Origin of the sequence: Curvibacter delicatus NBRC 14919 (assembly GCF_001592265.1) — a bacterium.
Lineage (GTDB): Bacteria > Pseudomonadota > Gammaproteobacteria > Burkholderiales > Burkholderiaceae_C > Hylemonella > Hylemonella delicata.
The window spans coordinates 21,135-45,432 of the sequence record NZ_BCWP01000024.1 but is presented as its reverse complement, the minus strand read 5'-3'; the positions used below and the strand labels follow the sequence as shown (position 1 = coordinate 45,432).

The 24,298-nt window shown below is 64.1% G+C and carries 23 protein-coding genes; 14 read left to right on the top strand and 9 right to left on the bottom strand.

Annotation, left to right across the window (positions count from 1 at the left end):
* Positions 1-47 precede the first annotated feature (47 nt).
* The 5 genes from CDE01S_RS12155 to CDE01S_RS12135 all read right to left on the bottom strand — a co-directional run bounded on the left by CDE01S_RS12155 (position 48) and on the right by CDE01S_RS12135 (position 4,599).
* Positions 48-752 (bottom strand): ABC transporter ATP-binding protein, encoded by a 705-nt coding sequence (locus tag CDE01S_RS12155; protein ID WP_066707752.1) that lies wholly within the window; start codon positions 750-752, stop codon positions 48-50.
* Complete coding sequence (locus CDE01S_RS12150) at positions 745-1,515, bottom strand: ABC transporter ATP-binding protein (protein ID WP_066707745.1); 771 nt, start codon at positions 1,513-1,515, stop codon at positions 745-747. The genes CDE01S_RS12155 and CDE01S_RS12150 overlap by 8 nt, the downstream gene beginning before the upstream one ends.
* The gene (locus CDE01S_RS12145; RefSeq protein ID WP_066707742.1) at positions 1,515-2,474 is read right to left on the bottom strand and encodes a branched-chain amino acid ABC transporter permease; all 960 of its coding nucleotides are present in this window, start codon (positions 2,472-2,474) and stop codon (positions 1,515-1,517) included. The genes CDE01S_RS12150 and CDE01S_RS12145 overlap by 1 nt, the downstream gene beginning before the upstream one ends.
* A complete protein-coding gene (locus tag CDE01S_RS12140) occupies positions 2,474-3,349 on the bottom strand; it encodes a branched-chain amino acid ABC transporter permease (protein WP_066707740.1) in 876 nt (291 codons plus the stop codon). The genes CDE01S_RS12145 and CDE01S_RS12140 overlap by 1 nt, the downstream gene beginning before the upstream one ends.
* A 74-nt stretch (positions 3,350-3,423) precedes the next feature.
* Positions 3,424-4,599, bottom strand: coding sequence for an ABC transporter substrate-binding protein (locus CDE01S_RS12135; RefSeq protein ID WP_066707737.1), 1,176 nt, complete (start codon positions 4,597-4,599; stop codon positions 3,424-3,426).
* 318 nt (positions 4,600-4,917) lie between these two features.
* On the opposite strand from CDE01S_RS12135, the gene CDE01S_RS12130 reads away from it, so the two are divergent.
* The gene (locus CDE01S_RS12130) at positions 4,918-6,045 is read left to right on the top strand and encodes a 5-methyltetrahydropteroyltriglutamate--homocysteine S-methyltransferase (protein ID WP_066707725.1); all 1,128 of its coding nucleotides are present in this window, start codon (positions 4,918-4,920) and stop codon (positions 6,043-6,045) included.
* Here the strand turns inward: CDE01S_RS12130 and CDE01S_RS12125 are convergent.
* Together CDE01S_RS12125 and CDE01S_RS12120 are read right to left on the bottom strand one after the other, a co-directional pair.
* Positions 6,021-6,338, bottom strand: coding sequence for a late competence development ComFB family protein (locus CDE01S_RS12125; protein ID WP_066707800.1), 318 nt, complete (start codon positions 6,336-6,338; stop codon positions 6,021-6,023). The two genes, CDE01S_RS12130 and CDE01S_RS12125, sit on opposite strands and share 25 nt — an antisense overlap.
* Positions 6,339-6,444: 106 nt before the next feature.
* Positions 6,445-7,308: an amidohydrolase family protein gene (locus CDE01S_RS12120; RefSeq protein ID WP_066707722.1), complete on the bottom strand. Its 864-nt coding sequence runs from the start codon at positions 7,306-7,308 to the stop codon at positions 6,445-6,447.
* A 118-nt stretch (positions 7,309-7,426) separates the two neighbouring features.
* On the opposite strand from CDE01S_RS12120, the gene CDE01S_RS12115 reads away from it, so the two are divergent.
* From CDE01S_RS12115 to CDE01S_RS12055, 13 genes are all read left to right on the top strand, one after another.
* The gene (locus CDE01S_RS12115; protein ID WP_066707718.1) at positions 7,427-8,209 is read left to right on the top strand and encodes a crotonase/enoyl-CoA hydratase family protein; all 783 of its coding nucleotides are present in this window, start codon (positions 7,427-7,429) and stop codon (positions 8,207-8,209) included.
* Positions 8,210-8,244: 35 nt separating this feature from the next.
* A complete protein-coding gene (locus CDE01S_RS12110) occupies positions 8,245-10,122 on the top strand; it encodes a feruloyl-CoA synthase (protein ID WP_066707715.1) in 1,878 nt (625 codons plus the stop codon).
* A gap of 141 nt (positions 10,123-10,263) precedes the next feature.
* Positions 10,264-11,028: an SDR family NAD(P)-dependent oxidoreductase gene (locus CDE01S_RS12105; RefSeq protein ID WP_066707712.1), complete on the top strand. Its 765-nt coding sequence runs from the start codon at positions 10,264-10,266 to the stop codon at positions 11,026-11,028.
* A 45-nt stretch (positions 11,029-11,073) separates the two neighbouring features.
* Positions 11,074-12,063, top strand: a complete 990-nt coding sequence (locus CDE01S_RS12100) for a Bug family tripartite tricarboxylate transporter substrate binding protein (RefSeq protein ID WP_066707710.1) — start codon at positions 11,074-11,076, stop codon at positions 12,061-12,063.
* Positions 12,064-12,069: 6 nt separating this feature from the next.
* Positions 12,070-13,794: an acyl-CoA dehydrogenase family protein gene (locus CDE01S_RS12095; protein ID WP_066707707.1), complete on the top strand. Its 1,725-nt coding sequence runs from the start codon at positions 12,070-12,072 to the stop codon at positions 13,792-13,794.
* A complete protein-coding gene (locus tag CDE01S_RS12090; RefSeq protein WP_066707704.1) occupies positions 13,791-14,255 on the top strand; it encodes a MarR family winged helix-turn-helix transcriptional regulator in 465 nt (154 codons plus the stop codon). The genes CDE01S_RS12095 and CDE01S_RS12090 overlap by 4 nt, the downstream gene beginning before the upstream one ends.
* 187 nt (positions 14,256-14,442) lie before the next feature.
* Positions 14,443-14,754 (top strand): winged helix-turn-helix transcriptional regulator, encoded by a 312-nt coding sequence (locus CDE01S_RS12085; protein ID WP_066707702.1) that lies wholly within the window; start codon positions 14,443-14,445, stop codon positions 14,752-14,754.
* A gap of 111 nt (positions 14,755-14,865) precedes the next feature.
* On the top strand, positions 14,866-15,219 hold the full coding sequence (locus tag CDE01S_RS12080; RefSeq protein WP_066707700.1) for an FKBP-type peptidyl-prolyl cis-trans isomerase: 354 nt from the start codon (positions 14,866-14,868) through the stop codon (positions 15,217-15,219).
* A gap of 124 nt (positions 15,220-15,343) precedes the next feature.
* Entirely contained in the window at positions 15,344-15,886 is a 543-nt protein-coding gene (gene grpE, locus CDE01S_RS12075) for a nucleotide exchange factor GrpE (RefSeq protein ID WP_066707697.1), read from the top strand.
* An 81-nt stretch (positions 15,887-15,967) separates the two neighbouring features.
* The gene (dnaK, locus tag CDE01S_RS12070) at positions 15,968-17,923 is read left to right on the top strand and encodes a molecular chaperone DnaK (RefSeq protein ID WP_066707694.1); all 1,956 of its coding nucleotides are present in this window, start codon (positions 15,968-15,970) and stop codon (positions 17,921-17,923) included.
* Positions 17,924-18,017: 94 nt separating this feature from the next.
* Complete coding sequence (gene dnaJ, locus CDE01S_RS12065) at positions 18,018-19,154, top strand: molecular chaperone DnaJ (protein WP_066707691.1); 1,137 nt, start codon at positions 18,018-18,020, stop codon at positions 19,152-19,154.
* A gap of 107 nt (positions 19,155-19,261) precedes the next feature.
* Positions 19,262-20,626 (top strand): MBL fold metallo-hydrolase RNA specificity domain-containing protein, encoded by a 1,365-nt coding sequence (locus CDE01S_RS12060; protein ID WP_066707688.1) that lies wholly within the window; start codon positions 19,262-19,264, stop codon positions 20,624-20,626.
* An 84-nt stretch (positions 20,627-20,710) separates the two neighbouring features.
* Entirely contained in the window at positions 20,711-21,382 is a 672-nt protein-coding gene (locus CDE01S_RS12055) for a phosphoethanolamine transferase domain-containing protein (protein ID WP_066707686.1), read from the top strand.
* A gap of 32 nt (positions 21,383-21,414) precedes the next feature.
* Here the strand turns inward: CDE01S_RS12055 and CDE01S_RS12050 are convergent, their stop codons facing one another.
* Both CDE01S_RS12050 and CDE01S_RS12045 read right to left on the bottom strand, forming a co-directional pair.
* A complete protein-coding gene (locus CDE01S_RS12050; RefSeq protein WP_066707683.1) occupies positions 21,415-22,383 on the bottom strand; it encodes an NAD(P)H-dependent flavin oxidoreductase in 969 nt (322 codons plus the stop codon).
* Between the two features lie 93 nt (positions 22,384-22,476).
* Positions 22,477-24,261, bottom strand: coding sequence for an acyl-CoA dehydrogenase (locus tag CDE01S_RS12045; RefSeq protein WP_066707681.1), 1,785 nt, complete (start codon positions 24,259-24,261; stop codon positions 22,477-22,479).
* Positions 24,262-24,298 lie beyond the last annotated feature (37 nt).

Here is a 24,298-nt window from a genome sequence, read left to right as displayed (position 1 = left end):
TACCCCTCATCAAAAGGGCGCGAACAGCTACCCTTTTGATAGCAAGGTCAGCGTGCCACGCCCAGCAGTCGATCCAGCAGTTCGGGTTGTTCCTGCAGCGCCCTGGCGCTGCTGGCATGCACCACGGTGCCGCGGTCCAGCACGGCGGCCACATCCGAGATGGCCAGGATGGCCTGCGGATGCTGCTCGACGATGATGGCCGAGAGGCCCTCTTCGCGCGTGATGCGGCGGATGGCGCGCAGCAGTTCCTGCACGATGATGGGCGCCAGGCCTTCAAGCGGCTCGTCCAGCAGCAGCAACTTGGGATTGAGCACCAGCGCGCGGCCGACGGCCAGCATCTGCTGCTCGCCACCCGAGAGCTGGGTGCCCAGGTTGGTCTTGCGCTCGGCCAGACGCGGGAACATCTCGTACACGCGCGCCGGCGTCCAGGCACCGGGACGGGCCACGGCGGTCAGGTTCTCGTCCACCGTGAGCGACTTGAAGATGTTGCGCTCTTGCGGCACCCAGCCAATGCCGGCACCGGCACGCTCGTGCAGCGGCACCTTGTGCAGGGCCACGCCGTCGAGCGTGATGGTGCCGCCGTGCTGGCGCGTGGCGCCGGCCAGGGTGTTCATGAAGGTGGTCTTGCCGGTGCCGTTGCGACCGAGCAGCGCCAGCGTGTCGCCCTGCTTCAGGGACACCGACACGTCGTGCAACACCACGGCTTCGCCGTAGCCGGCGCTCAGGTTTTCGACTTTGAGCAGATCAGCCATGCGCCAACTCCTCGCCGTGGCCGAGGTAGACCGCCTTGACCTGCGGGTCGTTGGCAATGGTGTCCGGGTCACCCTCGGTCAGCACCGTGCCGTTGACCAGCACCGTCATGCGGTTGGCAAAACTAAATACGAGATCCATGTCATGTTCAATCAGGAGCACCGACACATCGGCCGGCAGGGCCGCCACGGTCTGCAGCAATTCCTCGCGCTCGCCCGCGGGCACACCCGCCACCGGCTCGTCGAGCAGCAGCACGCGCGGCTCGCAGGCCAGCGCAATGGCGATCTCCAGCAGACGGCGTTTGCCGTAGGCCAGCACATTGGTCTTCTGGTTCATCACCTCGGTCAGGTGGAACTGCTCCAGCAGTTGCTCGCAACGCTCGGCCACCTGGGTACGACGGCCCAGCGCCTGCCACCACTTGCTGCCCAGCCCCTGGTGCTGCGACACTGTCAGCGCCAGGGTCTCCAGCGGTGTGAGCGTGTCGAACAGCTGGTTGATCTGGAAGGTACGGACCATGCCGCGGCGCACACGCTGGTGCGGTGCCAGGTTGGTGATGTCTTCGCCTTCGAGCAGGATGCGGCCTTCGGTGGGCTCGAGCACGCCGGTCAGCAGGTTGATCAGCGTGGTCTTGCCGGCGCCATTGGGGCCGATCAGCGCGTGACGCGCGCCTTTGCGCAGGTCGAGGTTGACGTTGCCGGTGGCCGTGATGCCACCGAAGCGCTTGACCAGCCCTTGCGCGGACAGAACGATTTCAGGATTGCTCATTACTTTTTGCCCCCAAACCAGGTCCAGGGACGGATCAGACGCTCACGACCGACCAGCATCAGAACGACCAGGAACAGGCCGATCCAGAAGGTCCAGTACTGCGGTGTGATGGATGAAATCAGGTCCTGCATGATCTTGAACACGATCGCGCCGGCCACGCCGCCGTACAGCCAGCCGGTACCGCCAATCACCAGCAGCAACACGAGATCAGCCGAGCGGTCGAAGGCGAACACATCAATCGAGGCAAAACCGGTGGTCTGCGCCAGCAGGGCGCCAGCCGCACCGGCCACGCCGGCAGCAATGGTGTAGATCACGGCCAGACGCGAGGTCACCGGAATGCCGATGGCCATGGCGCGCAGGCGGTTGTCGCGGATGGCGGTCAGCGTGGCGCCAAACGGCGAGTTCACCAGGCGTCGCACCAGGAAAAGGAACACCAGCGTGACGGAAATCGAGTACCAGGCAGCCACCTGGCCCTGCAGGTCGAATTCGAAACGACCGAGCACGGGCCCCATCAGCACGCCCTGCAGGCCGTCGGCACCGCCGGTCAGCCAGTCCAGCTTGTTGGCCAGCTCCATCAGAAGCATGCCCACACCCAGCGTCACCATCAGGCGGGTCAGGTCGGAGCCGCGCATGATGGTGAAGGAGCACAGCGCGCCCAGCAACGTGGCGACCGCAATGCCGAAAGCCAGGCCGACCAGCGGATCGGGCATCACCAGCTTGGCGAACAGGGCCGCCGCATAGGCCCCCATGCCGAAGAAGGCGGCATGACCGAGTGAAACGATGCCGGTGTAGCCGAGGATCAGGTCCAGCGAGACGGCAAACAGCGCGACGATGGCGATTTCGTTGATGATCAGCGCGTGGCTGCCCAGCACGTAGGGCAGCGCCAGGGCCAGCAGCCAGAGCACCGGCTCCCAGACCTTCCAGCGACGGCTGTTGTACAGGGATTGCTGTGCATTCATCATGCCTTGCCCCCCTTGCGCACGAACAGGCCTTGCGGGCGCCAGATCAGGATGGCGATCATCAGCGCATAGACGATGAAGGCACCGAAGGTCGGAATGTAGTACTTGCCCGCCACATCCGCGATGCCCAGCAGCAGCGCGGCCAGCAACGGGCCGGTGATGGACGAGGTACCACCCACGGCCACCACGATCAGAAAATAGACCATGTTTTTCAAGGGGAAACTGGGATCCATGCCCATCACTTCGGCACCCAGCGCGCCACCGAGGCCCGCCAGACCGGAGCCGACGGCGAACGTCGAGAGGAACACCACGTTGACATTAATACCCAGGCCGGCGGCGACGCGCTGGTCGTCCACCGACGCACGCAGACGGCTGCCGAAACGGGTCTTGGCCAGGATGTACTGCAAGGCCACCGTCAAGGCAGCGCAGACGGCAATGATGAACAGGCGGTAGTGACCCATGCCCAGCATCAGGGCGCCCTCGCCCAGCTCGGTACGTCCCTTGAGCCACTCGGGCAGCTGGACGATCTGCTGGCTGGAGGTCATGAAGTAGTCCATGGCCGCCACGGCCATGAAGGTCAGGCCGATGGAAAACAGCACCTGGTCCAGGTGCGGCTTGCGGTACATGGGCCGGTACAGCGTGCGTTCCAGCACGGCACCCAGCAAGGCCACGACCACAAAGGCGATCGGCAGGCACAGAAGGAAAGGCACATCGTAGCGCTGCATCAGCACCACCGTGGTGTAGCCCCCCACCATGGCGAAGGCACCGTGCGCCAGGTTGATGAAGTTCATCAAACCCATGGTCACGGCCAGACCGACCGCCAGGATAAACAGCAGCATGCCGTAGGCAATGCCATCAAACAGAATCGTCAGCATGAACTCTTCACGTCAGGTCAAGGCAAAAAAAATCCATGGATGCCGCCAGGAAGGCGACATCCATGGACGGCGTATCACTTGGACTTGCCCGGGTCCTTGACGTCCTTGATCACGTCAAATTCCACGTTGTGCAGCTCGCCGCCGACACGCTCCACCTTGCGCAGGTAGATGTTCTGGACCACGTCACGGGTCTGCGCATCGATGAACATCGGGCCGCGCGGGCTTTCAAAGGTCTGACCCTTCATGGCTGCCAGCAGGGCATCGCCACCGCCCTGACCCTTGGTGGCCTTGAGCGCTTCGTAGATCACGCGCATGCCGTCATAGCCACCCACGGCCATGAAGTTGGGGCGCATGCCCTTGTTGGCCTTCTTGAAGGCTTCCACGAACTTCTTGTTCATGGCCGAAGGGTGGGCAGCAGCATAGTGGTGTGCCGTGACCACGCCCAGGGCGCCATCGCCCATGTCGTTCAGTTGATCGTCATCGGTGATGTCGCCGGTGCCGATCAGCTTGATGCCGGCCTTGTCCATGCCGCGCTCCAGGAACTGCTTCATGACCGCAGCGCCAGCGCCGGACGGCACGAAGACGAACAGAGCGTCGGGCTTGGCATCACGCACCTTCTGCAGGAAGGGCGCGAAGTCGGGGTTGCGCATCGGCACGCGCAGGCTCTCGACGATGGTGCCACCGTTGAAAATGAAGCGGTCCTTGAAGAACTTTTCGGCGTCAATGCCCGGGCCGTAGTCGCTCACCAGGGTCACCACCTTCTTCATGCCCCCCTTGCTGGCAGCCCAGTCGGCCATGGAGACCGAAGCCTGCGGCAGCGTGAAGCTGGTGCGCACGATGTAGGGCGAAGCCTGGGTAATGCTGGAGGTGGCGGCCGCCATCACGATGGCCGGAGTCTTGGACTGGGTAGCGATCGGTGCCGTGGCCAGGGCCGAGGGCGTGATACCGAAGCCGGCCAGTACGTTGACCTTTTCGTTCACGACCAGTTCCTGCGCCATGCGCTTGGTCACGTCAGGAATGCTGGTGTCGTCCTTGACGATCAGCTGGATCTTCTTGCCCGCCACGGTGTCGCCGTTCTGCGCCATGTACAGCTTCGCGGCGGCCTCGATCTGGCGGCCGGTCGAAGCCTGCTGACCGGTCATGGGCAGGATCAGGCCGATCTTGAATGTGTTGTCCTGGGCCAGCACGGCAGCTGAGGACAAGGCCATGACCGCCAAGGCGGAGGCGCTGAGGAACACTCGTTTTTTCATGGGGGGACTCCTAATATGAGTTATGACTTCACCCGACTGTTCAGGCTAGCGAAGCCCCAAACAGCGTAATGACGAAGGCGCGTAACTGTCGCCGCAAATTTATTCATTCGCAAGTCCAATTTCAGACTGATTGATATAACAAATTGCGATAACCAGACAGCCAACCACCGCGTTCCATTATCTACGGACAGAACCGTTGCATGGACAGCGCTGATCACTATAGTCCTCCTACCGCGTCACGTCCGCAATCCGTACCCTGAATGCCATAATGCCGGCGGCTTGCTGTTAACCCATCCAACGATTCTCCTGGAGACTCCCATGACACTACGCACCACCCCGCCCTTCCGCGCCGACCACGTCGGCAGCTTCCTGCGCCCCAAATTCCTGCTCGAAGCGCGCGAGCAGAAAGCCAAAGGCGAAATCACCGTCGAGCAGCTGCGCAAGGTGGAAGACAAGGCCATCACTGAAATCGTCAGGTTTCAGGAAGACGTCGGCCTGCAAAGCATCACCGACGGCGAATTCCGCCGCACCTACTTCCACGTCGACTTCCTGGAGCAGATCGGCGGCGTGAAGTCCGACATTCCCGTCACCATCGTCAAACCGGATGGCACCCAGGAACTGGCCCCGCCCGTCATGCGCGTGGTCGACAAGGTGCGCCATGTGAAGGACATCCAGCTCGCCGACTTCCAGTACCTCAAGAGCCAGATCACCCCGGGCCGCGGCAGCGTGGCCAAGGTCACCATTCCCTCGCCCACCATGCTGCACTTCCGCGGCGGCCGTGCCGGCATCAGCAAGGAACACTACCCCGAACTGGAACCAACGTTCTATGACGACGTGGCCCAGGCTTACGGCGACGAGCTGCGTTCACTGGCCGCCGCCGGCTGCACCTATGTGCAGATGGACGACACCAACCTGGCCTACCTGTGCGACGAGAAAATGCGTGAAGCGGCCCGTCAGCGCGGCGACGACCCCAACGAGCTGCCGCATCGTTACGCCAAGTTCATCAACAAGGTGGTGGCGCAGAAGCCGGCCGGCATGACGCTGGCCATGCACCTGTGCCGCGGCAACTTCAAGAGCACGCACGCTGCCTCCGGCAACTACGAGCCAGTGGCCGAGGCCCTGCTGTCGGAGATGAACCTGGACGCCTACTTCCTGGAGTACGACGATGACCGCAGCGGCGACTTCCGCCCCCTGCGCTTCCTGCCCAAGGGCAAGATCGTGGTGCTGGGTCTGGTGACCACCAAGTTCGGCGCCATGGAGTCCAAGGACGACCTCAAGCGCCGCATTGACGAAGCCGCCCAGTACGCCCCGCTGGAACAGCTGTGCCTGTCGCCGCAGTGCGGCTTCTCCAGCACGGTGCACGGCAACGACATCGCGGTCGAAGCCCAGCGCGCCAAGCTGCGCCTGGTGATCGAAACGGCTCAGGAAGTCTGGGGCAAGGCCTGATTGGCGTTGGCAGCAGCGGTGCCTTTGGCACTGCGGCTGCTGACCAGGGCAAAGGCATAGTCCATGGCTGCGGCCATGGACTGTTCAATGGCGTGGCGCTCCTGCTCGGTCAGGTAGAACATCAGATCCACGTCATGCCGGACATACCGCGCCGGCAAGCGATTCAAGGCCACGCAGGCCACATCCGCCAGCATGTCGGGCGTGAACCCCGGATGCCGCGGCGCACGGCGAACGACCTCCTCGAATACCAGGCGCTCGTAATGGTTATGAACCTGCTCGAAGTTGCTGATCATGAAAGCCTCCATTCCTTCGACTGGAGACCTTAGCAGTTCACACTGCGCATGACAAGCGCTCCCGGCTCCCAGAGAACGGGCCGGGGCCGTAGGCCCCGTCTCTCGCCTACTTCAGCCCCAGCAGGCGCACCGCGTTGTCCTTCAGAATGCCGGGCATCACCTCCGGCTTGAAGCCGGCTTCTTCGAAATCCTTCATCCAGCGTTCGGGCGTGATGAGCGGGTAGTCGGAGCCGAACAGCACGCGGTCCTTCAACAGGGTGTTGGCGTACTGCACCAGCTGTTTCGGGAAGTACTTCGGGCTCCAGCCAGACAGGTCGATCCAGACATTGGGCTTGTGCGTGGCCACGCTCAGTGCCTCGTCCTGCCACGGGAAGCTCGGGTGCGCCATGACAATCTGCATGTCGGGAAAATCGATCGCCACATCATCGAGGTGCATCGGGTTGCTGTACTCCAGCCGCAGGCCACCGCCACAGCGCATGCCGCTGCCGATGCCGCTGTGCCCGGTGTGGAAGATGGCCGGCATCTTGTACTCGGCGATCACCTCGTAGATCGGCCAGGCCATCTTGTCCTGCGGGTAGCAGCCCTGCACCGTGGGGTGGAACTTGAAACCCTTGATGCCGTGCTCCTCGATCAGGCGGCGCGCCTCGCGTGCGCCCATCTTGCCCTTGTGCGGATCGATGCTGGCGAAGGCCATCATCATGTCGCTGTTGGCCTTGGCCGCTTCGGCGATCTCCTCATTCGGGATGCGCCGGCGTCCGAGCTGCGACTCGCTGTCCACCGTGAACATCACCAGACCAATCTTGCGCTCGCGGTAGTAGGCAATCGTCTCGGCAATCGTCGGGCGGCGGCTGGAGCGGAAATACTTGTCGGCCGCGCGGTCGTACTCCTCGCCGTAGTTGTCAAACGGATTCCAGCAACTCACCTCGGCATGGGTGTGAATGTCGATGGCAATCAGGTTCTTGTGGTCCATGACCGTCTCCTTTTGTTAGCGGGCAAGCCCTAGGGTAAACACCGAGAAAAAACGGCCCCGGCGCGCTTGATATGGTTATATTTCATAACCATAATCGATTCCAGAAAGAAACGCAACCATGAGCCAACAAGACATTCATTTCGAGCGCCGCGGCGAACACCAGGAAGTCGCCGTCATCCGCCTCACCCGTCCCGCCAAGCGCAACGCGCTCAACGACGGCCTGATTCTCGCCATTCGCAACCTGTTTGAGAACATGCCTGAAGGCGTGCGTGCCGCCGTGATCGACGGCGATGGCGAGCACTTCTGCGCCGGTCTCGACCTGAGCGAGCTGAAGGAACGCGACGCCGGCCAGGGCCTGCACCATTCGCGCATGTGGCACGCCGCGCTGGAGTGCGTACAGTACGGCCCGGTTCCGGTGATTGCTGCGCTGCACGGCGCCGTGGTCGGCGGGGGCCTGGAGCTGGCCAGCGCCTGCCATATCCGCGTGGCCGACGAATCCACCTTCTACGCCCTGCCCGAAGGCTCGCGCGGCATCTTCGTCGGCGGCGGCGGTGCGGTGCGCATCCCGCGCCTGATTGGTGCTGCACGCATGACCGACATGATGCTGACCGGCCGCGTCTACAACGCCCAGGACGGTGAAAAAGCTGGCTTCGCCCAGTACCTGGTCCCGCAGGGTTCCGCCTTTGACAAGGCCTTCGAACTCGCCGTGCGTGTGGCCCAGAACGCGCCGCTGACCAACTACGCCCTGATCCACGCCCTGCCGCGCATCGCCGAGCAGCCGGCCGACCAGGGCTTCCTGACGGAGGCCATGATGGCCGCCATCGCGCAAAGCGCACCGGAAGCCAAGGAACGCGTGCGTGCCTTCCTTGAAGGCAAGGCCGCCAAGGTCAGCAAAGGCTGAAGCCACGCCTCCCACTGATTGCAGACAAGAAACCCATGAGCGAGACCATCAACTCCACCCCCACACCGCGCTATCGTCCGGTGAATTTCGGCGTCACACGCGTCAGCGTGCGCGAAGGTGCGCCCGGCGTGCGCTACGTGCAGGCGGAACTGCCGCTGGGCGCCTTTGCCCGGCGACTGAGCGACTTTCTGGTGCACTGGGCTGAAGCCGAACCCGACCGAACTTTCATGGCACGTCGTGCCCAGCTGGGCGATGGCCGTACCGGCGACTGGCAGCGCATCAGCTACGCCCAGGCGCTGGACAGCGCGCGTCGTATCGGCCAGGCGCTGCTGGACCGCAAGCTCTCCCCCGAACGCCCGGTGGTGATCCTCAGTGAAAACACGCTCGAGCATGCGTTGATGTCGCTGGGCTGCATTTACGCCGGGGTGCCCTACTGCCCGGTCTCGCCGGCCTATGCCACCGTGAGCCAGGACTACGACAAGCTGCGCCACGTGCTGGACACGCTGACCCCGGGCCTGGTGTTCGCCGCCGATGGCGCACGCTACGGCCGCGCCATCCAGACGACGGTCGGCGCCGACGTCGAAGTGGTATTGGCCCAGGGGTCGATCGAGGGACGCAAGAGCACGTCTTTCGACACACTGCGCAACACCTCAGCCACGACCGCCGTGGATGACGCCATGCACGCCGTGCGCCCCGACACCATCGCCAAGTTCCTCTTCACCTCGGGCTCGACCAAGATGCCCAAGCCGGTGATCAACACCCATCGCATGTGGTGCGCCAACCTGCAGCAGATCACCCTGTCCATGCCGGTGCTGGCCGAGGCACCGCCGGTGTTCGTCGACTGGCTGCCGTGGAACCACACGTTCGGCGGCAACCACAACGTCGGCCTGACTTTGCAGCACGGTGGCACGCTCTACATTGACGACGGCAAGCCCACGGCAGCCCTGATCAATGAGACGCTGCGCAATCTGCGTGAAATCGCGCCGACGCTTTATTTCAATGTGCCGACCGGCTTCGAGATGATCGCCCAAGCGATGAAAACCGACGCCGAGCTGCGCCGCAACCTGCTGTCTCGCGTGCGCATGTTCTTCTACTCCGGTGCCGGCCTGGCGCAACCGGTGTGGGACAGCCTGCACGAGACAGCCGAGGCCGAGGTGGGCGAGCGCATTGTCATGGCCACCGGCCTGGGTATGACCGAGTCCGCCCCGTCGGCCATGTTCACCAACAGCCCCAATGTGAAAGCCGGCGACATCGGTGCACCGGTGCCGGGCATGACGCTCAAGCTGGTGGATGTGGACGGCAAGATCGAGGTGCGTTACCGAGGCCCCAACGTCACACCGGGCTACTGGCGTTCCGAGCAGGCCACCCGCGATGTGTTCGACGAAGAGGGCTACCTTTGCACTGGCGACGCCGTGCAGTGGATCGACCCCGACAACATCCACCGCGGCCTCAAGTTCGACGGTCGCATTGCGGAAGACTTCAAACTCGCCACCGGCACCTTTGTCAGCGTCGGACCGATGCGCGCCAAGGTCATCGTCACCGGCGCGCCCTATGTGCAGGATGTCGTGCTGACCGGCCTGAACATGAAGGAAGTCGGCGCCTTGATTTTCCCCTCGCCCGCCTGCCGCACCGTCAGCGGCCTGGGCGCCGACGCACCATGGGAAGACGTGCTCGCCAGCGAGCCGGTACGCCTGCGCCTGCAGGCCGTCATCAACCAGCTGGCACGCGAAGCCACCGGCAGCGCCAACCGCATTGCGCGTGCTCTGCTGCTGGCCGAGCCGCCTTCCATCGACAAGGGCGAGGTCACGGACAAGGGCTCGCTCAACCAACGTGCCGTTCTGAAACACCGTGACGCCCTGGTGCAGGCCCTGCACGATGACAGCGCGCCCGGCATCATCAAACCGCAGGCATGAAGCACCCCCGAAGCGCCTTCGGCGCCTCTCCCTCAAGGGGGCGCACCCAGCGGCCCGGCGAAGCCGATTCCGCGGGCGCCTCCGAATGGGCGCATTTCTTCCCCGCGTCACGACAGACGCGCCACATCAAGGACCACTGACATGGATATCAAAGGACAAGCGGCACTCGTCACCGGCGGCGCTTCCGGCCTTGGCGAGGCCACCGCACGCGAGCTGGCACGCCTGGGCGCCAAGGTGGCCGTGCTCGATGTTAACGTCGCGCTCGCCGAGAAAGTCGCGGCCGACATCGGCGGCGTCGCCTGCCAGTGCGACATCACCAACACCGACAGCGTGCTCGCCGCCCTGGCCAAAGCCACGGCCGTTCATGGCCCGGCCCGCATCCTGATGAACATTGCCGGCATTGGCACCGCCAAGCGCGTGGTCGGCCGCGATGGTGCGCCGGCACCGCTGGAAGACTTTTCCCGCGTCATCAACGTCAACCTGATCGGCAGCTACAACATCAGCCGCTTGTTCGCGGCCGAATGCGTCAAGCTCAGCCCGCTGGAAGACGGCGAACGCGGCGTGATGATGTTCACCGCTTCGGTGGCGGCCTTCGACGGCCAAGTGGGTCAGCAGGCCTACAGCGCCTCCAAAGGCGGTCTGGTCGGCATGACGCTGCCCATGGCACGCGATCTGGCGCAGCACGGCATCCGCGTCTGCACCGTGGCACCCGGCCTGTTTGCCACGCCGCTGATGAAGGAACTGCCGGAGGCGGTGCAGGCATCGTTGGCCGCGTCCATTCCCTTCCCGTCGCGCTTGGGCAAACCCGAGGAGTTTGCCCAACTGGCCTGTCACATCGTGACCAACGGCCACCTCAATGGCGAGGTGATCCGTCTGGATGGCGCTCTGCGCATGGCGCCGCGCTGATTCGATTTTCCCCCGTCCCATCCACCTACAAAAGGAGACAACACCATGACCACACGTCGCAACTTCGTCCAAGCCGCTGCCGGCGCTGCCGCGCTCGGCGCCCTCGGCCCGTTCTCGGCTTTTGCCCAAGCCCTGGACCAGGTCAAGATCCTCTACGGCTTCCCCGCCGGCAGCTCCGGTGACAGCGTGGCACGCCGCGTCGGCGAGAAGATGGCCGGCTCGGCCTTCACCAAAAATGCCGCAGTGGTCGAAAACAAACCCGGCGCCGGCGGCCGCATCGCGCTGGAAACGCTCAAGGCCGCTCCCGCAGATGGTTCCGTGCTGGCCCTGGCCCAGGTCTCGGCATTGGCCAACTACCCGTACATCTACAGCAAGATGAACTACGTCCCGCAGGACTTCGCCCCGATCTCCATCGGCGCCGTCATGCACCACGGCCTGGCCGTGGGTCCGCTGGTGCCAGCCAATGTGAAAACCGTCAAGGATTTCCTGGCCTGGGCCAAGGCCAATCCGAAGGATGCCAGCTACGGCTCGCCCGGTGCTGGCTCCACGCCGCACTTCCTGGGCGCACTGCTGGGCATCAACAGCGGCACCGAACTCAAGCACGTGCCCTATCGCGGCTCGGTGCCGGGCGTGACCGACGTGGTCGGCGGCCAGATCGCCGCCATGGTGACGCCACACGGCGACTTCATCGCCAACTACAAGGCCGGCAAGCTGCGCATTCTGGCCACCTCCGGCCCGAAGCGCTCGCCTTATGTGCCTGAGGTGCCGACCTTTGCAGAGCAGGGCTTCCCCGAGCTGACCACCGAAGAATGGTTCGGCTTCTATGCACCGGCCAAGACACCGAAGAACGTGCTGCAGGCCGCCAATGCCGCCATCAATGCCGCGCTGAAAGAGAAGTCCGTCATCGACAGCCTGGCCATTGTCGGCCTGATCCCGCGCGGCTCGACCATGGAGGAAATGGCTGCCTCCCAGGCAGCAGAAGCCAAGCACTGGGGTCCGCTGATCAAGAAGATCGGCTTCACTGCGGAGTCCTGATCGGCCATGGACTACCAACCGCGTCTTGACGACATCCAGCACATCCTGACGGCGGTGCTGGACGCCCCGGCCCAGCTGCAAGCCCTGCCACCCTTTGCTGAAGTCGATACCGACCTCATGCAGCAGGTGCAGGAAGAAGCGGGGAAATTCGTCGCCAGCGAGATTGCGCCCTTGCAGCGCATCGGTGACGAGACCGGCTGTCGTTTCGACGCGGGGGTGGTCACGGCACCGCCGGGCTTCCGCCAGGCCTACCAGGCCTTCTGGCAGGGTGGCTGGCCCTCGTTGGCCTGTGCAACAGAAGACGGCGGCCAGGGGCTGCCGTCCGTGCTGGAAGCCGTGCTGTACGAAATGCTGAGCGCGGCCAACCATGGCTGGACCATGGCCCCGGGCCTGCTGCACGGCGCTTACGAGTGCCTCAAGCACCATGGCAGCGAGGAACTGAAAACACGCTATCTGGAAAAGATCGCGACCGGCGAGTGGCTGGCCACCATGTGCCTGACGGAACCGCACGCAGGCAGCGACCTCGGCCTGGTGCGCACAAAGGCTACGCCACAGGGCGACGACAGCTACCGCATCAGCGGCACCAAGATCTTCATCTCCGGTGGCGAGCACGACCTGAGCGACAACATCGTGCACCTGGTGCTGGCGCGTCTGCCGGATGCACCGGCCGGCCCCAAAGGCCTGTCGCTGTTCCTGGCACCGAAGTTCCTGCCGGACGGCAGCCGCAACCCCGTTGTGTGCGAGCGCATCGAGGAAAAAATGGGGCTGCACGGCAGCCCGACCTGTGTGATGCGCTTTGATGCAGCCACCGGCTGGCTGGTGGGTGAACCCAACCGCGGCCTGAATGCGATGTTCGTCATGATGAACGCCGCACGCATGCATGTGGGCCTGCAAGGCATCGGCCTGCTGGAAGCCGCCTGGCAGAAAGCCAGCGCCTATGCGCAGGAGCGGCGGCAGATGCGCGCGCCCGGACCACGCAAGAGCAACGAAGCGGCTGACCTGATTGCGGAACACCCGGCCATCCAGCGCATGCTGGACACGCAGCGCGCCTGGATCGACGGCGGCCGCGTGCTGGCCTACCGCACGGCGGTGGAACTCGACATTGCCAAACACCATGCCGATGCTGCACGCCGTGAACGCGCACAGCGCTGGTGCAGCCTGGTGACGCCAGTGCTCAAGTCCGCCTGGACCCACCAAGCCTTCCATGGTGCCAGCGAATGCCTTCAGGTGTTCGGCGGCCACGGTTATGTGCGCGAGTGGGGCATCGAGCAGATCGTGCGCGACGCGCGCGTGGCCATGATTTACGAAGGCACCAACGAAATCCAGGCGATCGACCTGCTGGTGCGCAAGGTGCTGCCGGATGGCGGCGCCGCACTATCGGCCCTGCTGGACGAGCTGGCGCAAGAGATGGATGCCAGCCAGGCGGCCCAGGCGGCGGTGCTGCACCGCTTCGACGCCGTCCGCAAATTGGCGGTGCAGCTGTCGCAGGCGAACGCACAGCAGGCCGAACTGGCCTATTGGGTGGCTGACGACTTCCTGCGCGCCGTGGCCTTGGCCCTGCTGGGCTGGGCCTGGACCCGGATCGGCGCGGCCAACGGCACGACGGGGATTCGCTGGGCAGCCCCGGCGCGCGCCCTGCAACACTGGATCCTGCCCGAGTTTGAGATGCGTCAGCAGATCATCCGGGAACAGCTGACACAGGCAGGTGCACAGGCTATGCTGGCCGCATGAGTTCCACGCAAGACAAAAGCACCGTGCCCGCCGTCGACAAGGTTGACACCAGCTATCTGGAAAGCCTGGTCGGCTACAACGCGCGCCGTGCCACTCTGGTCATTGCCGAGTCCTTTCTCAAGCACATGGCCGTGTTCGAGTTGCGGCTGGTCGACTTCTCGGTGCTGTCACTGATCGCGCACAACCCCGGCATCACCTCGCGCCAGCTGTGCACCACCCTGAACATCCAGCCCCCCAATCTGGTGGGCATGGTCAACACGCTGGAAAAACGCGAACTCATCACGCGCCAACCGCACCCCCACGACGCCCGCGCCGTGGGGCTGCACCTGACGCCCACCGGGAAGAAACTGGTGCGCCAGGCTGAACAGACCGTCACCCAACTGGAGGAAGACGCCACCGCGCGCCTGAGCGCCGCGGAGCGCCGGACCCTGATGCAACTGCTGCGAAAAATCTACGCCTGAACCCGGCTTGTTCAGCCACGCGGCCCGATGCTGTTGTATGTCAGCCATCATCAGCTATGAAACTTGTAGCAGGCAAAAAACTACGCTATAGTCGGCGCTCGCGTCGACAAGCCCCGGTCTGTAGCACCGGACTTGGCACAGGGAGACCCGCCCGGCGCCCGATTCACGCTTTGAGGAGTGCTGTTCAATGAGTTCCAAAGAAAACGCCGCCATCGGTCAGCTGCTTGGCCTGCTGGAGTCCCGCTACGCGATTCGCGTGCTGTGGGCTCTGCGCGACGGCCATGCCCAGACCTTCCGGCTGCTGCAGGACAGCGTGGGTGGCATCACCCCCAACACATTGAACACCCGTATCAAGGAATTGCGCGAAGCCGGCCTGCTCAACCATGGCAGCGACGGTTACCTGCTCACCAGCACCGGCCTCGATCTGCTCAAGCGACTGGGCGACCTGCAGGCTTTCGCCAGCAAATGGGCCGCCAGCCAGGCGAAAAAAGCGCGCTGAGATGCAGCCCCGGCACCGGGGCCTGCTGGCATAATTTGCGGTTTTCTGGATGTTGCGCCTCGTCCATCAGGCGCCACCAGCTATCAAATCAATAGCAAAAAGGACCGCACCATGATCACCACCCCTTCCGGCCTGCAGTACGAAGACACCACCGTCGGTACCGGCGCTGAAGCCACGCGCGGCCAGGACGTCACCGTCCACTACACCGGCTGGCTCTACAGCAACGGCGTGCAGGGCGCCAAGTTCGACTCCAGCAAGGACCGCAACGATCCGTTCCGCTTCTCCCTCGGTGCCGGCATGGTGATCCGTGGCTGGGACGAAGGCGTGGCCGGCATGAAGATCGGCGGCACCCGCACCCTGATCATCCCGGCCGAGCTGGGCTATGGCGCCCGCGGTGCCGGCGGCGTGATCCCGCCCAACGCCACGCTCAAGTTCGACGTCGAACTGCTCGGCCTGTCGGGCTGAGCCCCACTTCGGGCCGACTCACGGCGGGGCCCGGTGCCCCGCCATGTCAAGCCGCCGCTCCTCTTGAAACGGTCGCGGTGGCCCCCATATCCGCGCATGAACCCCGTATCCACGACTTATTCGCATGTCTGACACCACCCCTACCCCTTCCCAAGCCGGCGAGCCCAGCGGCGAAGACATCGTCGCCGCCCACGAGGCCGATCTGCTGAGCCAGGCGCAGGCCGAACTGGCCGAACTCAAGGCGAAAAGCGCCGAACTGGCTGACCAATTCCTGCGCGCCAAAGCGGAAGCCGAAAATGCCCGCCGCCGTGCCGAGGACGAAATCTCCAAGAGCCGCAAATTCGCCGTGGAAAGCTTTGCCGACAGCCTGCTGCCCGTGGCCGACAGCCTGGAAGCCGGCCTGGCCATCAAGGACGCCACGCCGCAGCAGATCCGCGAAGGCGCCGAGGCCACGCTGCGCCAACTGGTTGCTGCGCTGGAGCGCAACAAGGTGATTGCCATCAACCCGGCCGCCGGTGCCAAGTTCGATCCGCACCAACACCAGGCCATCAGCATGGTGCCGGCCGAGCAGGAGGCCAACACCGTGGTGGGCGTGCTGCAAAAGGGTTACCTGATCGCCGATCGCGTGTTGCGCCCGGCCCTGGTGACCGTGGCCGCACCCAAATAAGCGCCCCCGGATACTTGAAATTGCTCAGGTTATCCACACGTGACGAATATCTGAATTTTTCAAAATAGCAGGAGTAAAAACATGGGAAAAATCATCGGCATTGACTTGGGCACCACCAACTCGTGCGTGTCCATCATGGAAGGCAACACCACCAAGGTGATCGAGAACTCGGAAGGTGCGCGCACCACGCCCTCCATCGTGGCCTACCAGGAGGATGGTGAGGTGCTGGTCGGCGCTTCCGCCAAGCGCCAGGCCGTGACCAACCCGAAGAACACCCTGTACGCCATCAAGCGCCTGATCGGTCGCAAGTTCACCGAGAAGGAAGTGCAGAAGGACATCAACCTGATGCCCTACTCCATCGTGGCCGCCGACAACGGCGACGCCTGGGTGGAAGTGCGCGGCACGCAGATCTCGGCCCAGCAGGTCAGCGCCGACATCCTGCGCAAGATGAAAAAGACCGCCGAAGACTACCTCGGCGAACCCGTGACCGAAGCCGTGATCACGGTGCCGGCCTACTTCAACGACGCCCAGCGCCAGGCCACCAAGGACGCCGGCCGCATCGCCGGCCTGGACGTCAAGCGCATCATCAACGAACCCACCGCTGCAGCCCTGGCCTTCGGCCTGGACAAGTCCGAAAAGGGTGACCGCAAGATTGCCGTGTACGACCTGGGCGGCGGCACCTTCGACGTCTCCATCATCGAGATCGCTGACGTTGACGGCGAAAAGCAGTTCGAAGTGCTGTCCACCAACGGCGACACCTTCCTGGGTGGCGAGGACTTCGACCAGCGCATCATCGACTTCATCATCGGCGAATTCAAGAAGGAACAAGGCGTCGACCTGTCCAAGGACGTGCTGGCCCTGCAGCGCCTGAAGGAAGCCGCCGAGAAGGCCAAGATCGAACTCTCCAGCTCGGCCGCCACAGACATCAACCTGCCCTACATCACGGCCGACGCCTCGGGTCCGAAGCACCTGAACATCAAGCTGACCCGTGCCAAGCTGGAAAGCTTGGTGGAAGAGTTGATCGAGCGCACCATCGCGCCTTGCCGCACCGCCATCAAGGATGCCGGCGTGTCCGTGGGCGACATCCATGACGTGATCCTGGTCGGCGGCATGACCCGCATGCCCAAGGTGCAGGAGAAGGTGAAGGAGTTCTTCGGCAAGGAGCCGCGCAAGGACGTCAACCCCGACGAGGCCGTGGCCGTCGGTGCTGCCATCCAGGGCCAGGTGCTCTCCGGCGACCGCAAGGACGTGCTGCTGCTGGACGTGACCCCGCTGTCGCTGGGTATCGAAACGCTGGGTGGCGTCATGACCAAGATGATCGCCAAGAACACGACCATTCCGACCAAGTTCGCACAGACCTTCTCCACCGCCGAGGACAACCAGCCGGCCGTGACCATCAAGGTGTTCCAGGGCGAGCGTGAAATCGCCTCCGGCAACAAGCTGCTGGGCGAGTTCAACCTGGAAGGCATCCCGCCCTCGCCGCGTGGCCTGCCGCAGATCGAGGTGTCGTTCGACATCGACGCCAACGGCATCCTGCACGTCGGCGCCAAGGACAAGGGCACCGGCAAGGAAAACAAGATCACCATCAAGGCCAACTCCGGCCTGAGCGAGGAAGAAATCCAGCAGATGGTGAAGGACGCCGAACTCAACGCCGCCGAAGACAAGAAGAAGCTCGAGGTGGTGCAGTCCCGCAACCAGGGCGATGCCGCACTGCACAGCGTGCAGAAGAGTCTGACCGAGTACGGCGACAAGCTCGAAGCCGGCGAGAAGGAAAAGATCGAAGCGGCCGTCAAGGAGCTGGAAGAGGCCCTCAAGGGCGACGACAAGGCCGCCATCGACGCCAAGACCGAAGCCCTGATGGCTGCCAGCCAGAAGCTGGGCGAGAAAATGTACGCCGACCAGCAGGCAGCCCAGGCTGCCGCCGGTGCCGGCGCAGGTGCTGCCGAGGCTGCTGCTGGCGGTGCCGAATCGGCCAGCCGCCCGGCTGCTGACGACAACATCGTGGACGCCGAAGTGAAGGAAGTCAAAAAAGGCTAAGGCGCAGGCTGTGTGCCACCCTGCGCGCCGCGTCCGCATGGTCCGCCAGGACCATCGGCGCGGCGTTTTGCGTCACTGACTCCCGAGAACCCCAATGGCAAAAAGAGACTTTTACGAAATCCTGGGCGTGCCGAAGAACGCGTCCGAGGATGACATCAAGAAGGCCTATCGCAAGCTGGCGATGAAGCACCACCCTGACCGCAACCAGGGGGACAGTGCCAAGGTGGCGGAAGAGAAGTTCAAGGAGGCCAAAGAGGCCTACGAGATGCTGTCCGATGCGCAAAAGCGTGCCGCCTACGACCAGTACGGCCATGCCGGCGTCGACCCCAACATGCGCGGCGGCGGCCCCGGTGAAGGTTTCTCCGGCGGATTCGCTGAAGCCTTCGGCGACATCTTCGGCGACATGTTCGGCCAACAGCGCGGACGCGGTGCCGGTGGCCGTCAGGTCTACCGCGGCAGCGATCTCAGCTACGCGATGGAAATCACGCTGGAGGAAGCCGCGCGTGGCAAGGATGCGCAGATCCGCGTGCCGAGCTGGGACAACTGCAGCACCTGCCATGGCAGCGGCGCCAAGCCCGGCACCCAGGTCAAGACCTGCTCCACCTGCCACGGCTCCGGCTCGGTGCAGATGCGCCAGGGCTTCTTCAGCGTGCAGCAGACCTGCCCGCATTGCCACGGCAGCGGCAAGATCATTCCCGAGCCCTGCACCAGTTGCCATGGCCAGGGCCGCATCAAGCGCCAGAAGACGCTGGAAGTGAAGATTCCGGCCGGTATCGACGACGGCATGCGCATCCGCAGCGCCGGCAACGGCGAGCCCGGCACCAACGGCGGCCCGCCGGGCGATCTCTACATCGAGATCCGGCTGCGCAAGCACGACATCTTCGAGCGCGATGGCGACGACCTGCACTGCGCAGTGCCGATCAGCATCGTGACCGCATCGCTGGGCGGCGAGATCGAGGTGCCGACACTGGCCGGCAAGGCCGCGATCGACATCCCCGAGGGCACGCAGACCGGCAAGCAGTTCCGCCTGCGCGGCAAGGGCATCAAGGGCATCCGCTCCAGCTACCCGGGCGACCTGTACTGCCACATCACGGTGGAAACACCGGTCAAGCTGACCGAGCACCAGCGCAAGCTGCTGCGCGAACTCGACGAGTCGCTCAAGAAAGGCGGCGCCAAGCATTCGCCCAGCGAAGACAGCTGGACCGACCGGCTGAAGAGCTTCTTCAGCTGATCCGTCCAACGGAGCTGCACATCCCATCAGCCGCGGAGTTTCACCAACTCCGCGGCTTTTTTCTTATCTGACGCGCTAACATGGCAGCCACAACGGAGTTTCTCTGCATGAGCGTCAACATCACCTTCCTCGGCGGGGCCGATACCGTTACCGGCTCCAAATTCCTGGTCCAGCATGACAAGCACAGCCTGCTGGTGGATTGCGGTCTGTTCCAGGGCTACAAGCAGCTGCGCCTGCGCAACTGGAGTCCGCTGCCGGTGGCCCCCAGCCAGATCGATGCCGTGGTCCTGACCCACGCCCACCTCGACCACAGCGGTTACCTGCCGCTGCTGGCGCGCGAAGGTTTTGAAGGCCATGTCCATGCCACGCCCGGCACGCGCGACCTGTGCGGCATCCTGCTGCCCGACAGCGGCCACATCCAGGAAGAAGACGCTGCCTTCGCCAACCGCCATGGTTTCTCCAAGCACACGCCGGCGCTGCCGCTGTACACGCGCCAGGATGCGCTGGACTGCCTGTCGCTGATCAAGACCACGGATTTCGGTCACACCTTCCAGCCCATCCCAGGCTGGCGTGCCACCTTCTCGCGTGCCGGCCACATCCTGGGCGCGGCCAGTTTGCTGCTGGAAGTGGCGGGCCGGCGCATCCTGTTTTCAGGCGACCTCGGCCGCACCGACGACTTCCTCATGAACCCGCCCGACCGCGCACCCGCGGCCGACACGGTGCTGATCGAATCGACCTACGGCGACCGCGAGCACCCCGACGAAGATGTGCTGGCCGAACTGGGGCCCGCCCTGCACCGCGTCGCGGCGCGCGGCGGCGTGGCCGTGCTGCCGGTGTTTGCCGTCGGCCGGGCCCAGGCCATCCTGCATGCCATTGCCGAACTCAAGCTCCGCGGCGACATCCCCAACTCGCTGCCGGTGTTCCTGGACAGCCCGATGGCCATCCACAGTACGCACCTGGTGGAACACTACCCGCACGAGCACCGGCTGACCACCAAGCAGGTACGGGCCCTGACCCACTGTGCCACCATGGTCAACACGCCTGATGAGTCCAAGGCCCTGGGGCGCCGCCACGGCCCGATGGTGATCCTGGCGGCCAGCGGCATGGCCACCGGCGGCCGTGTGCTGCACCACCTGGCCCTGCATGCCGGCAATCACCGCAACATGATCATCCTCACCGGCTTCCAGGCCCCCGGCACGCGCGGCGCCACGCTGGCCAGCGGCGCCAAGTCGGTCCGCATCCATGGTCAGGACGTCAGCGTCAATGCCGAGGTGGTGCAGCTGCAATCCGCATCGGCCCATGCCGACGCCAGCCAATTGATGGACTGGCTGCGCACCATGCCGGAGCGACCGGATCAGGTCTATGTCGTGCACGGTGAGATGGGGCCGGCCGACGAATTGCGCAAACGCATCAAGCACGATCTGGGCTGGCGTGCCATGGTGCCGGAACACGGCTCCACCTGGCCGACTTGATGCCGGTTGACGCCTGTTGGCATGAACTGGCACCCGTTACGGCCTGTTACGCTACGGGGCTGTGATCCCTAACAATACTTGGCCATGACAATCAAACTGTTTCATGTCACAGAATTTGCGGAATCGGCCTACCTGTCGCCGGAAACCCAGCGGGAGGCAACTCACCCTGTCACGGTTTTGTCCCTGACCTGCCTCTGGCTGACCGTGGTGTGCAATATCCCCTTGTGGCGCGAACTCTCCCGCCTGCCATTGGAAACCGGCCAGCTCTGGTGGCTCGGTCTGCGGCTGGGTCTGATCATGGTGTTTGCATTGATGGCCCTGCTGAGCCTGCTGTGCTGGCGCAGAACCCTCAAGCCGGCAGCCCTGTTGCTGCTGCTGCTGAGTGCACTCAATACGCCACTGATGCTGGGTCAGGCCGGCGCCATCGACCTCAGTGCCGGGTTGTCGACCCCAGCCGCGCAAGTGCGTCATGCCGCCAGCTGGCAACTGGCCGGCCTGTTCCTGGTACTCGGCCTGCTGCCGGCACTCTGGCTCTGGCGCCTGCCGGTCCGGCGCATTCCCCTGCTGGCCAACCTGCGGCAGAACGCCCTCTTGTTTGTGCTGTGCGGCGCTGTGGTGGTTGGCCTGTGGTGGCTCAGCGCACAAGATGTCCTGGCACTGCTGCGCCAGTCATCTCAGCTACCGCAGTTGCTCAACCCCTTCAGTTCCTTCCACGCCTGGGCGCCTTCATCGCTGACTGAACTGCTCCCGCACTGAGCGGGACCAGCCACCGTGTTGCAACTGCAGCATCACACCACGTAAGGCATGGCCAGCAAGCGCTCACGGGCCTGCCGGTATTCACGGCGCAGCTGGTCCACGAACTCGGCGGTGCTCTGGATCTTGTTGATGGCACCAATGCCCTGACCGCAGCCCCAGATGTCCTTCCACGCCTTCTTGGCATCACCGCCGAAATTCATCTTGCTCGGATCGCTCTCGGGCAGATTCTCGGGGTCCAGGCCGGCTGCGCGAATGCTGGGCGCCAGGTAGTTGCCGTGCACGCCGGTGAAGAGGTTGCTGTAGACGATGTCGTCCGAGTTGCCGTCGATGATGGCCTGCTTGTAGGCCTCGGCCGCGCGCGCCTCATTGGTGGCAATGAAGGCAGAACCCATGTAGGCAAAGTCAGCCCCCATGGCCTGCGCCGCCAGCACGGCAGCGCCACTGGCAATCGAGCCGCTCAACGCCAGCGGGCCGTCGAACCACTGGCGGATCTCCTGCACCAGCGCAAACGGGCTCTTCACGCCCGCATGGCCACCGGCACCGGCCGCCACCGCAATCAGGCCGTCGGCGCCCTTTTCGATCGCCTTGTGCGCGAACTTGTTGTTGATGATGTCGTGCAGCACCACGGCGCCATAGCTGTGCGCCGCCTGGTTGATCTCCTCGCGCGCGCCAAGCGAGGTGATGATGACCGGCACCTTGTACTTCACGCACAGCGCCATGTCGTGCTCCAGCCGGTCGTTGGACTTGTGCACGATCTGGTTGATGGCGAACGGTGCCGCCGGGCGGTCGGGATGGGCCTTGTTATGCGCCGCCAGCGCTTCCGTGATCTCGGCCAGCCACTCGTCAAGCTGCGAGGCCGGACGCGCATTGAGCGCCGGCATCGACCCCACCACACCGGCAATGCACTGGGCAATCACCAGCTTGGGGTTGCTGATGATGAACAACGGCGAGCCGATGATGGGCAGCGGCAGGTTTTGCAGAGTAGCGGGGAGCTTGGACATCTTGCCTCCAGTAACTTATTGAAATAAATATTAATGAAAAACGACTGTAGCCCTTGTCAATCGGGCGACAGCCGCTATTCTTTTTATAGTGATTTAAAAAGCATCCAGCGCCAGTGCCGTCACACTGGCGGCCCCTTCCACGATGCTGTCGCGCACGCCGGGCGCACGGCTCAGCATGTGGTCGGCATAAAAGCGCGCCACCGTGATCTTGGCCTGCATGAAGGCGGCATCTTCACCCTGGGCCAGTTGCTGCTGTGCCACCAGCAGCGCGCGCGCCAGTTGCCAGCCCGCCATCAGGTTGCCCGCCAGCATCAGGTAGGGCACGCTGCCGGCATAAACGTCGTTCGGGTTGCCTTGGCCTGCCATGAAGTCGACCACATCGATGAACGCCAGGCGTGCCGCTGTCAGCCGTTTGGCCACGGCCAGCGCGTCGGCACTGCCTTGCTTCTTCAGCTCGGCCTCGGTGGCTTCGATCTGCTTGGCAATCGCCTTGGCGGTCTGGCCGCCGTCGCGCGCCGTCTTGCGCCCCACCAGGTCGTTGGCCTGGATGGCGGTGGTGCCCTCGTAAATGGTCAGGATCTTGGCATCGCGGTAGTACTGCGCTACGCCGGTCTCCTCGATGAAACCCATGCCGCCGTGCACCTGCACGCCCAGCGACGTGACTTCCAGGCTCATCTCGGTGCTGTAGCCCTTGACCAGCGGCACCATGAATTCGTAGAAGGCCTGGTTCTGTTTGCGCACCTCAGCATCCGGGTGGTGGTGCGCAGCATCGTAGGCGGCAGCGGCGACGGACGCCATGGCACGGCAGCCCTCGGTGTAGGCGCGCATGGTCATGAGCATGCGCCGTACGTCCGGGTGGTGGATGATGGGCGCGCTGGCCTTGATGGAGCCATCAACCGGGCGGCTCTGCACGCGGTCACGTGCGTAGGCCACGGCCTTCTGGTAGGCGCGCTCGGCCACGGCGATGCCCTGCATGCCCACCGCATAACGCGCGGCGTTCATCATGATGAACATGTACTCCAGGCCACGGTTCTCCTGACCCACTAGGTAACCGACGGCACCACCGTGGTCGCCATACTGCAGCACGGCGGTCGGGCTGGCCTTGATGCCCATCTTGTGCTCGATGCTGACGCAGTGCACGTCATTGCGTGCGCCCAGCGAGCCGTCCTTGTTCACCAGGAACTTCGGCACCACGAACAGGCTGATGCCCTTGATGCCCTCGGGCGCGCCGGTCACGCGTGCCAGCACCAGATGGACGATGTTGTCGGCCATGTCGTGCTCACCGTAGGTGATGAAAATCTTGGTGCCGAACACCTTGTAGCTGCCGTCAGGCTGCGGCTCGGCACGGCTGCGCACCAGCGACAGGTCGGAGCCGGCCTGCGGTTCGGTCAGGTTCATGGTGCCGGTCCACTCGCCGCTGACCAGCTTTTCCAGGTAGGTCGCCTTGAGTTCATCCGAGCCGGCCGTCAGCAGCGCCTCGATGGCGCCGTCGGTCAGCAGCGGGCACAGCGCAAAGCTGAGGTTGGCGCTGTTGCACATCTCGATGCAGGCCGCACCGATGGTCTTGGGCAGGCCCTGGCCGCCGAAGTCGACCGGGTGCTGCAGGCCCTGCCAGCCGCCTTCAGCAAACTGGCGGAAGGCATCACTGAAGCCCGGTGTGGTGGTGACCTGGCCATCCTTCCAGCTCGAAGGGTTCTTGTCGCCGTCCCAGTTCAGCGGCGCGATCACCTGCTCGTTGAACTTGGCCGCTTCTTCCAGCACCGCTTGTGCCGTGTCGAAGCCGGCATCCTCGAAACCGGGAATGCGGGCGATCTCGTCGATCTGCGCCAAGTGTTTGATGTTGAACAGCATGTCCTTGACAGGCGCGACATAGCTCATGGTCTTGCTCCAAGCGAATTCAGGGTCTACAAGTCAA

Bases quoted from the DNA above. Each gene is read 5' to 3' on its own strand.
- dnaJ (WP_066707691.1), top strand. From the start codon at position 18,018: ATGGCAAAAAGAGACTTTTACGAAATCCTGGGCGTGCCGAAGAACGCG.
- CDE01S_RS12050 (WP_066707683.1), bottom strand. From the start codon at position 22,383: ATGTCCAAGCTCCCCGCTACTCTGCAAAACCTGCCGCTGCCCATCATC.
- CDE01S_RS12060 (WP_066707688.1), top strand. From the start codon at position 19,262: ATGAGCGTCAACATCACCTTCCTCGGCGGGGCCGATACCGTTACCGGC.
- CDE01S_RS12080 (WP_066707700.1), top strand. From the start codon at position 14,866: ATGATCACCACCCCTTCCGGCCTGCAGTACGAAGACACCACCGTCGGT.
- CDE01S_RS12095 (WP_066707707.1), top strand. From the start codon at position 12,070: ATGGACTACCAACCGCGTCTTGACGACATCCAGCACATCCTGACGGCG.
- CDE01S_RS12105 (WP_066707712.1), top strand. From the start codon at position 10,264: ATGGATATCAAAGGACAAGCGGCACTCGTCACCGGCGGCGCTTCCGGC.
- CDE01S_RS12055 (WP_066707686.1), top strand. From the start codon at position 20,711: ATGACAATCAAACTGTTTCATGTCACAGAATTTGCGGAATCGGCCTAC.
- CDE01S_RS12155 (WP_066707752.1), bottom strand. From the start codon at position 752: ATGGCTGATCTGCTCAAAGTCGAAAACCTGAGCGCCGGCTACGGCGAA.
- CDE01S_RS12125 (WP_066707800.1), bottom strand. From the start codon at position 6,338: ATGATCAGCAACTTCGAGCAGGTTCATAACCATTACGAGCGCCTGGTA.
- CDE01S_RS12085 (WP_066707702.1), top strand. From the start codon at position 14,443: ATGAGTTCCAAAGAAAACGCCGCCATCGGTCAGCTGCTTGGCCTGCTG.
- dnaK (WP_066707694.1), top strand. From the start codon at position 15,968: ATGGGAAAAATCATCGGCATTGACTTGGGCACCACCAACTCGTGCGTG.
- CDE01S_RS12145 (WP_066707742.1), bottom strand. From the start codon at position 2,474: ATGAATGCACAGCAATCCCTGTACAACAGCCGTCGCTGGAAGGTCTGG.
- CDE01S_RS12150 (WP_066707745.1), bottom strand. From the start codon at position 1,515: ATGAGCAATCCTGAAATCGTTCTGTCCGCGCAAGGGCTGGTCAAGCGC.
- CDE01S_RS12120 (WP_066707722.1), bottom strand. From the start codon at position 7,308: ATGGACCACAAGAACCTGATTGCCATCGACATTCACACCCATGCCGAG.
- grpE (WP_066707697.1), top strand. From the start codon at position 15,344: ATGTCTGACACCACCCCTACCCCTTCCCAAGCCGGCGAGCCCAGCGGC.
- CDE01S_RS12115 (WP_066707718.1), top strand. From the start codon at position 7,427: ATGAGCCAACAAGACATTCATTTCGAGCGCCGCGGCGAACACCAGGAA.
- CDE01S_RS12135 (WP_066707737.1), bottom strand. From the start codon at position 4,599: ATGAAAAAACGAGTGTTCCTCAGCGCCTCCGCCTTGGCGGTCATGGCC.
- CDE01S_RS12045 (WP_066707681.1), bottom strand. From the start codon at position 24,261: ATGAGCTATGTCGCGCCTGTCAAGGACATGCTGTTCAACATCAAACAC.
- CDE01S_RS12090 (WP_066707704.1), top strand. From the start codon at position 13,791: ATGAGTTCCACGCAAGACAAAAGCACCGTGCCCGCCGTCGACAAGGTT.
- CDE01S_RS12130 (WP_066707725.1), top strand. From the start codon at position 4,918: ATGACACTACGCACCACCCCGCCCTTCCGCGCCGACCACGTCGGCAGC.
- CDE01S_RS12100 (WP_066707710.1), top strand. From the start codon at position 11,074: ATGACCACACGTCGCAACTTCGTCCAAGCCGCTGCCGGCGCTGCCGCG.
- CDE01S_RS12140 (WP_066707740.1), bottom strand. From the start codon at position 3,349: ATGCTGACGATTCTGTTTGATGGCATTGCCTACGGCATGCTGCTGTTT.
- CDE01S_RS12110 (WP_066707715.1), top strand. From the start codon at position 8,245: ATGAGCGAGACCATCAACTCCACCCCCACACCGCGCTATCGTCCGGTG.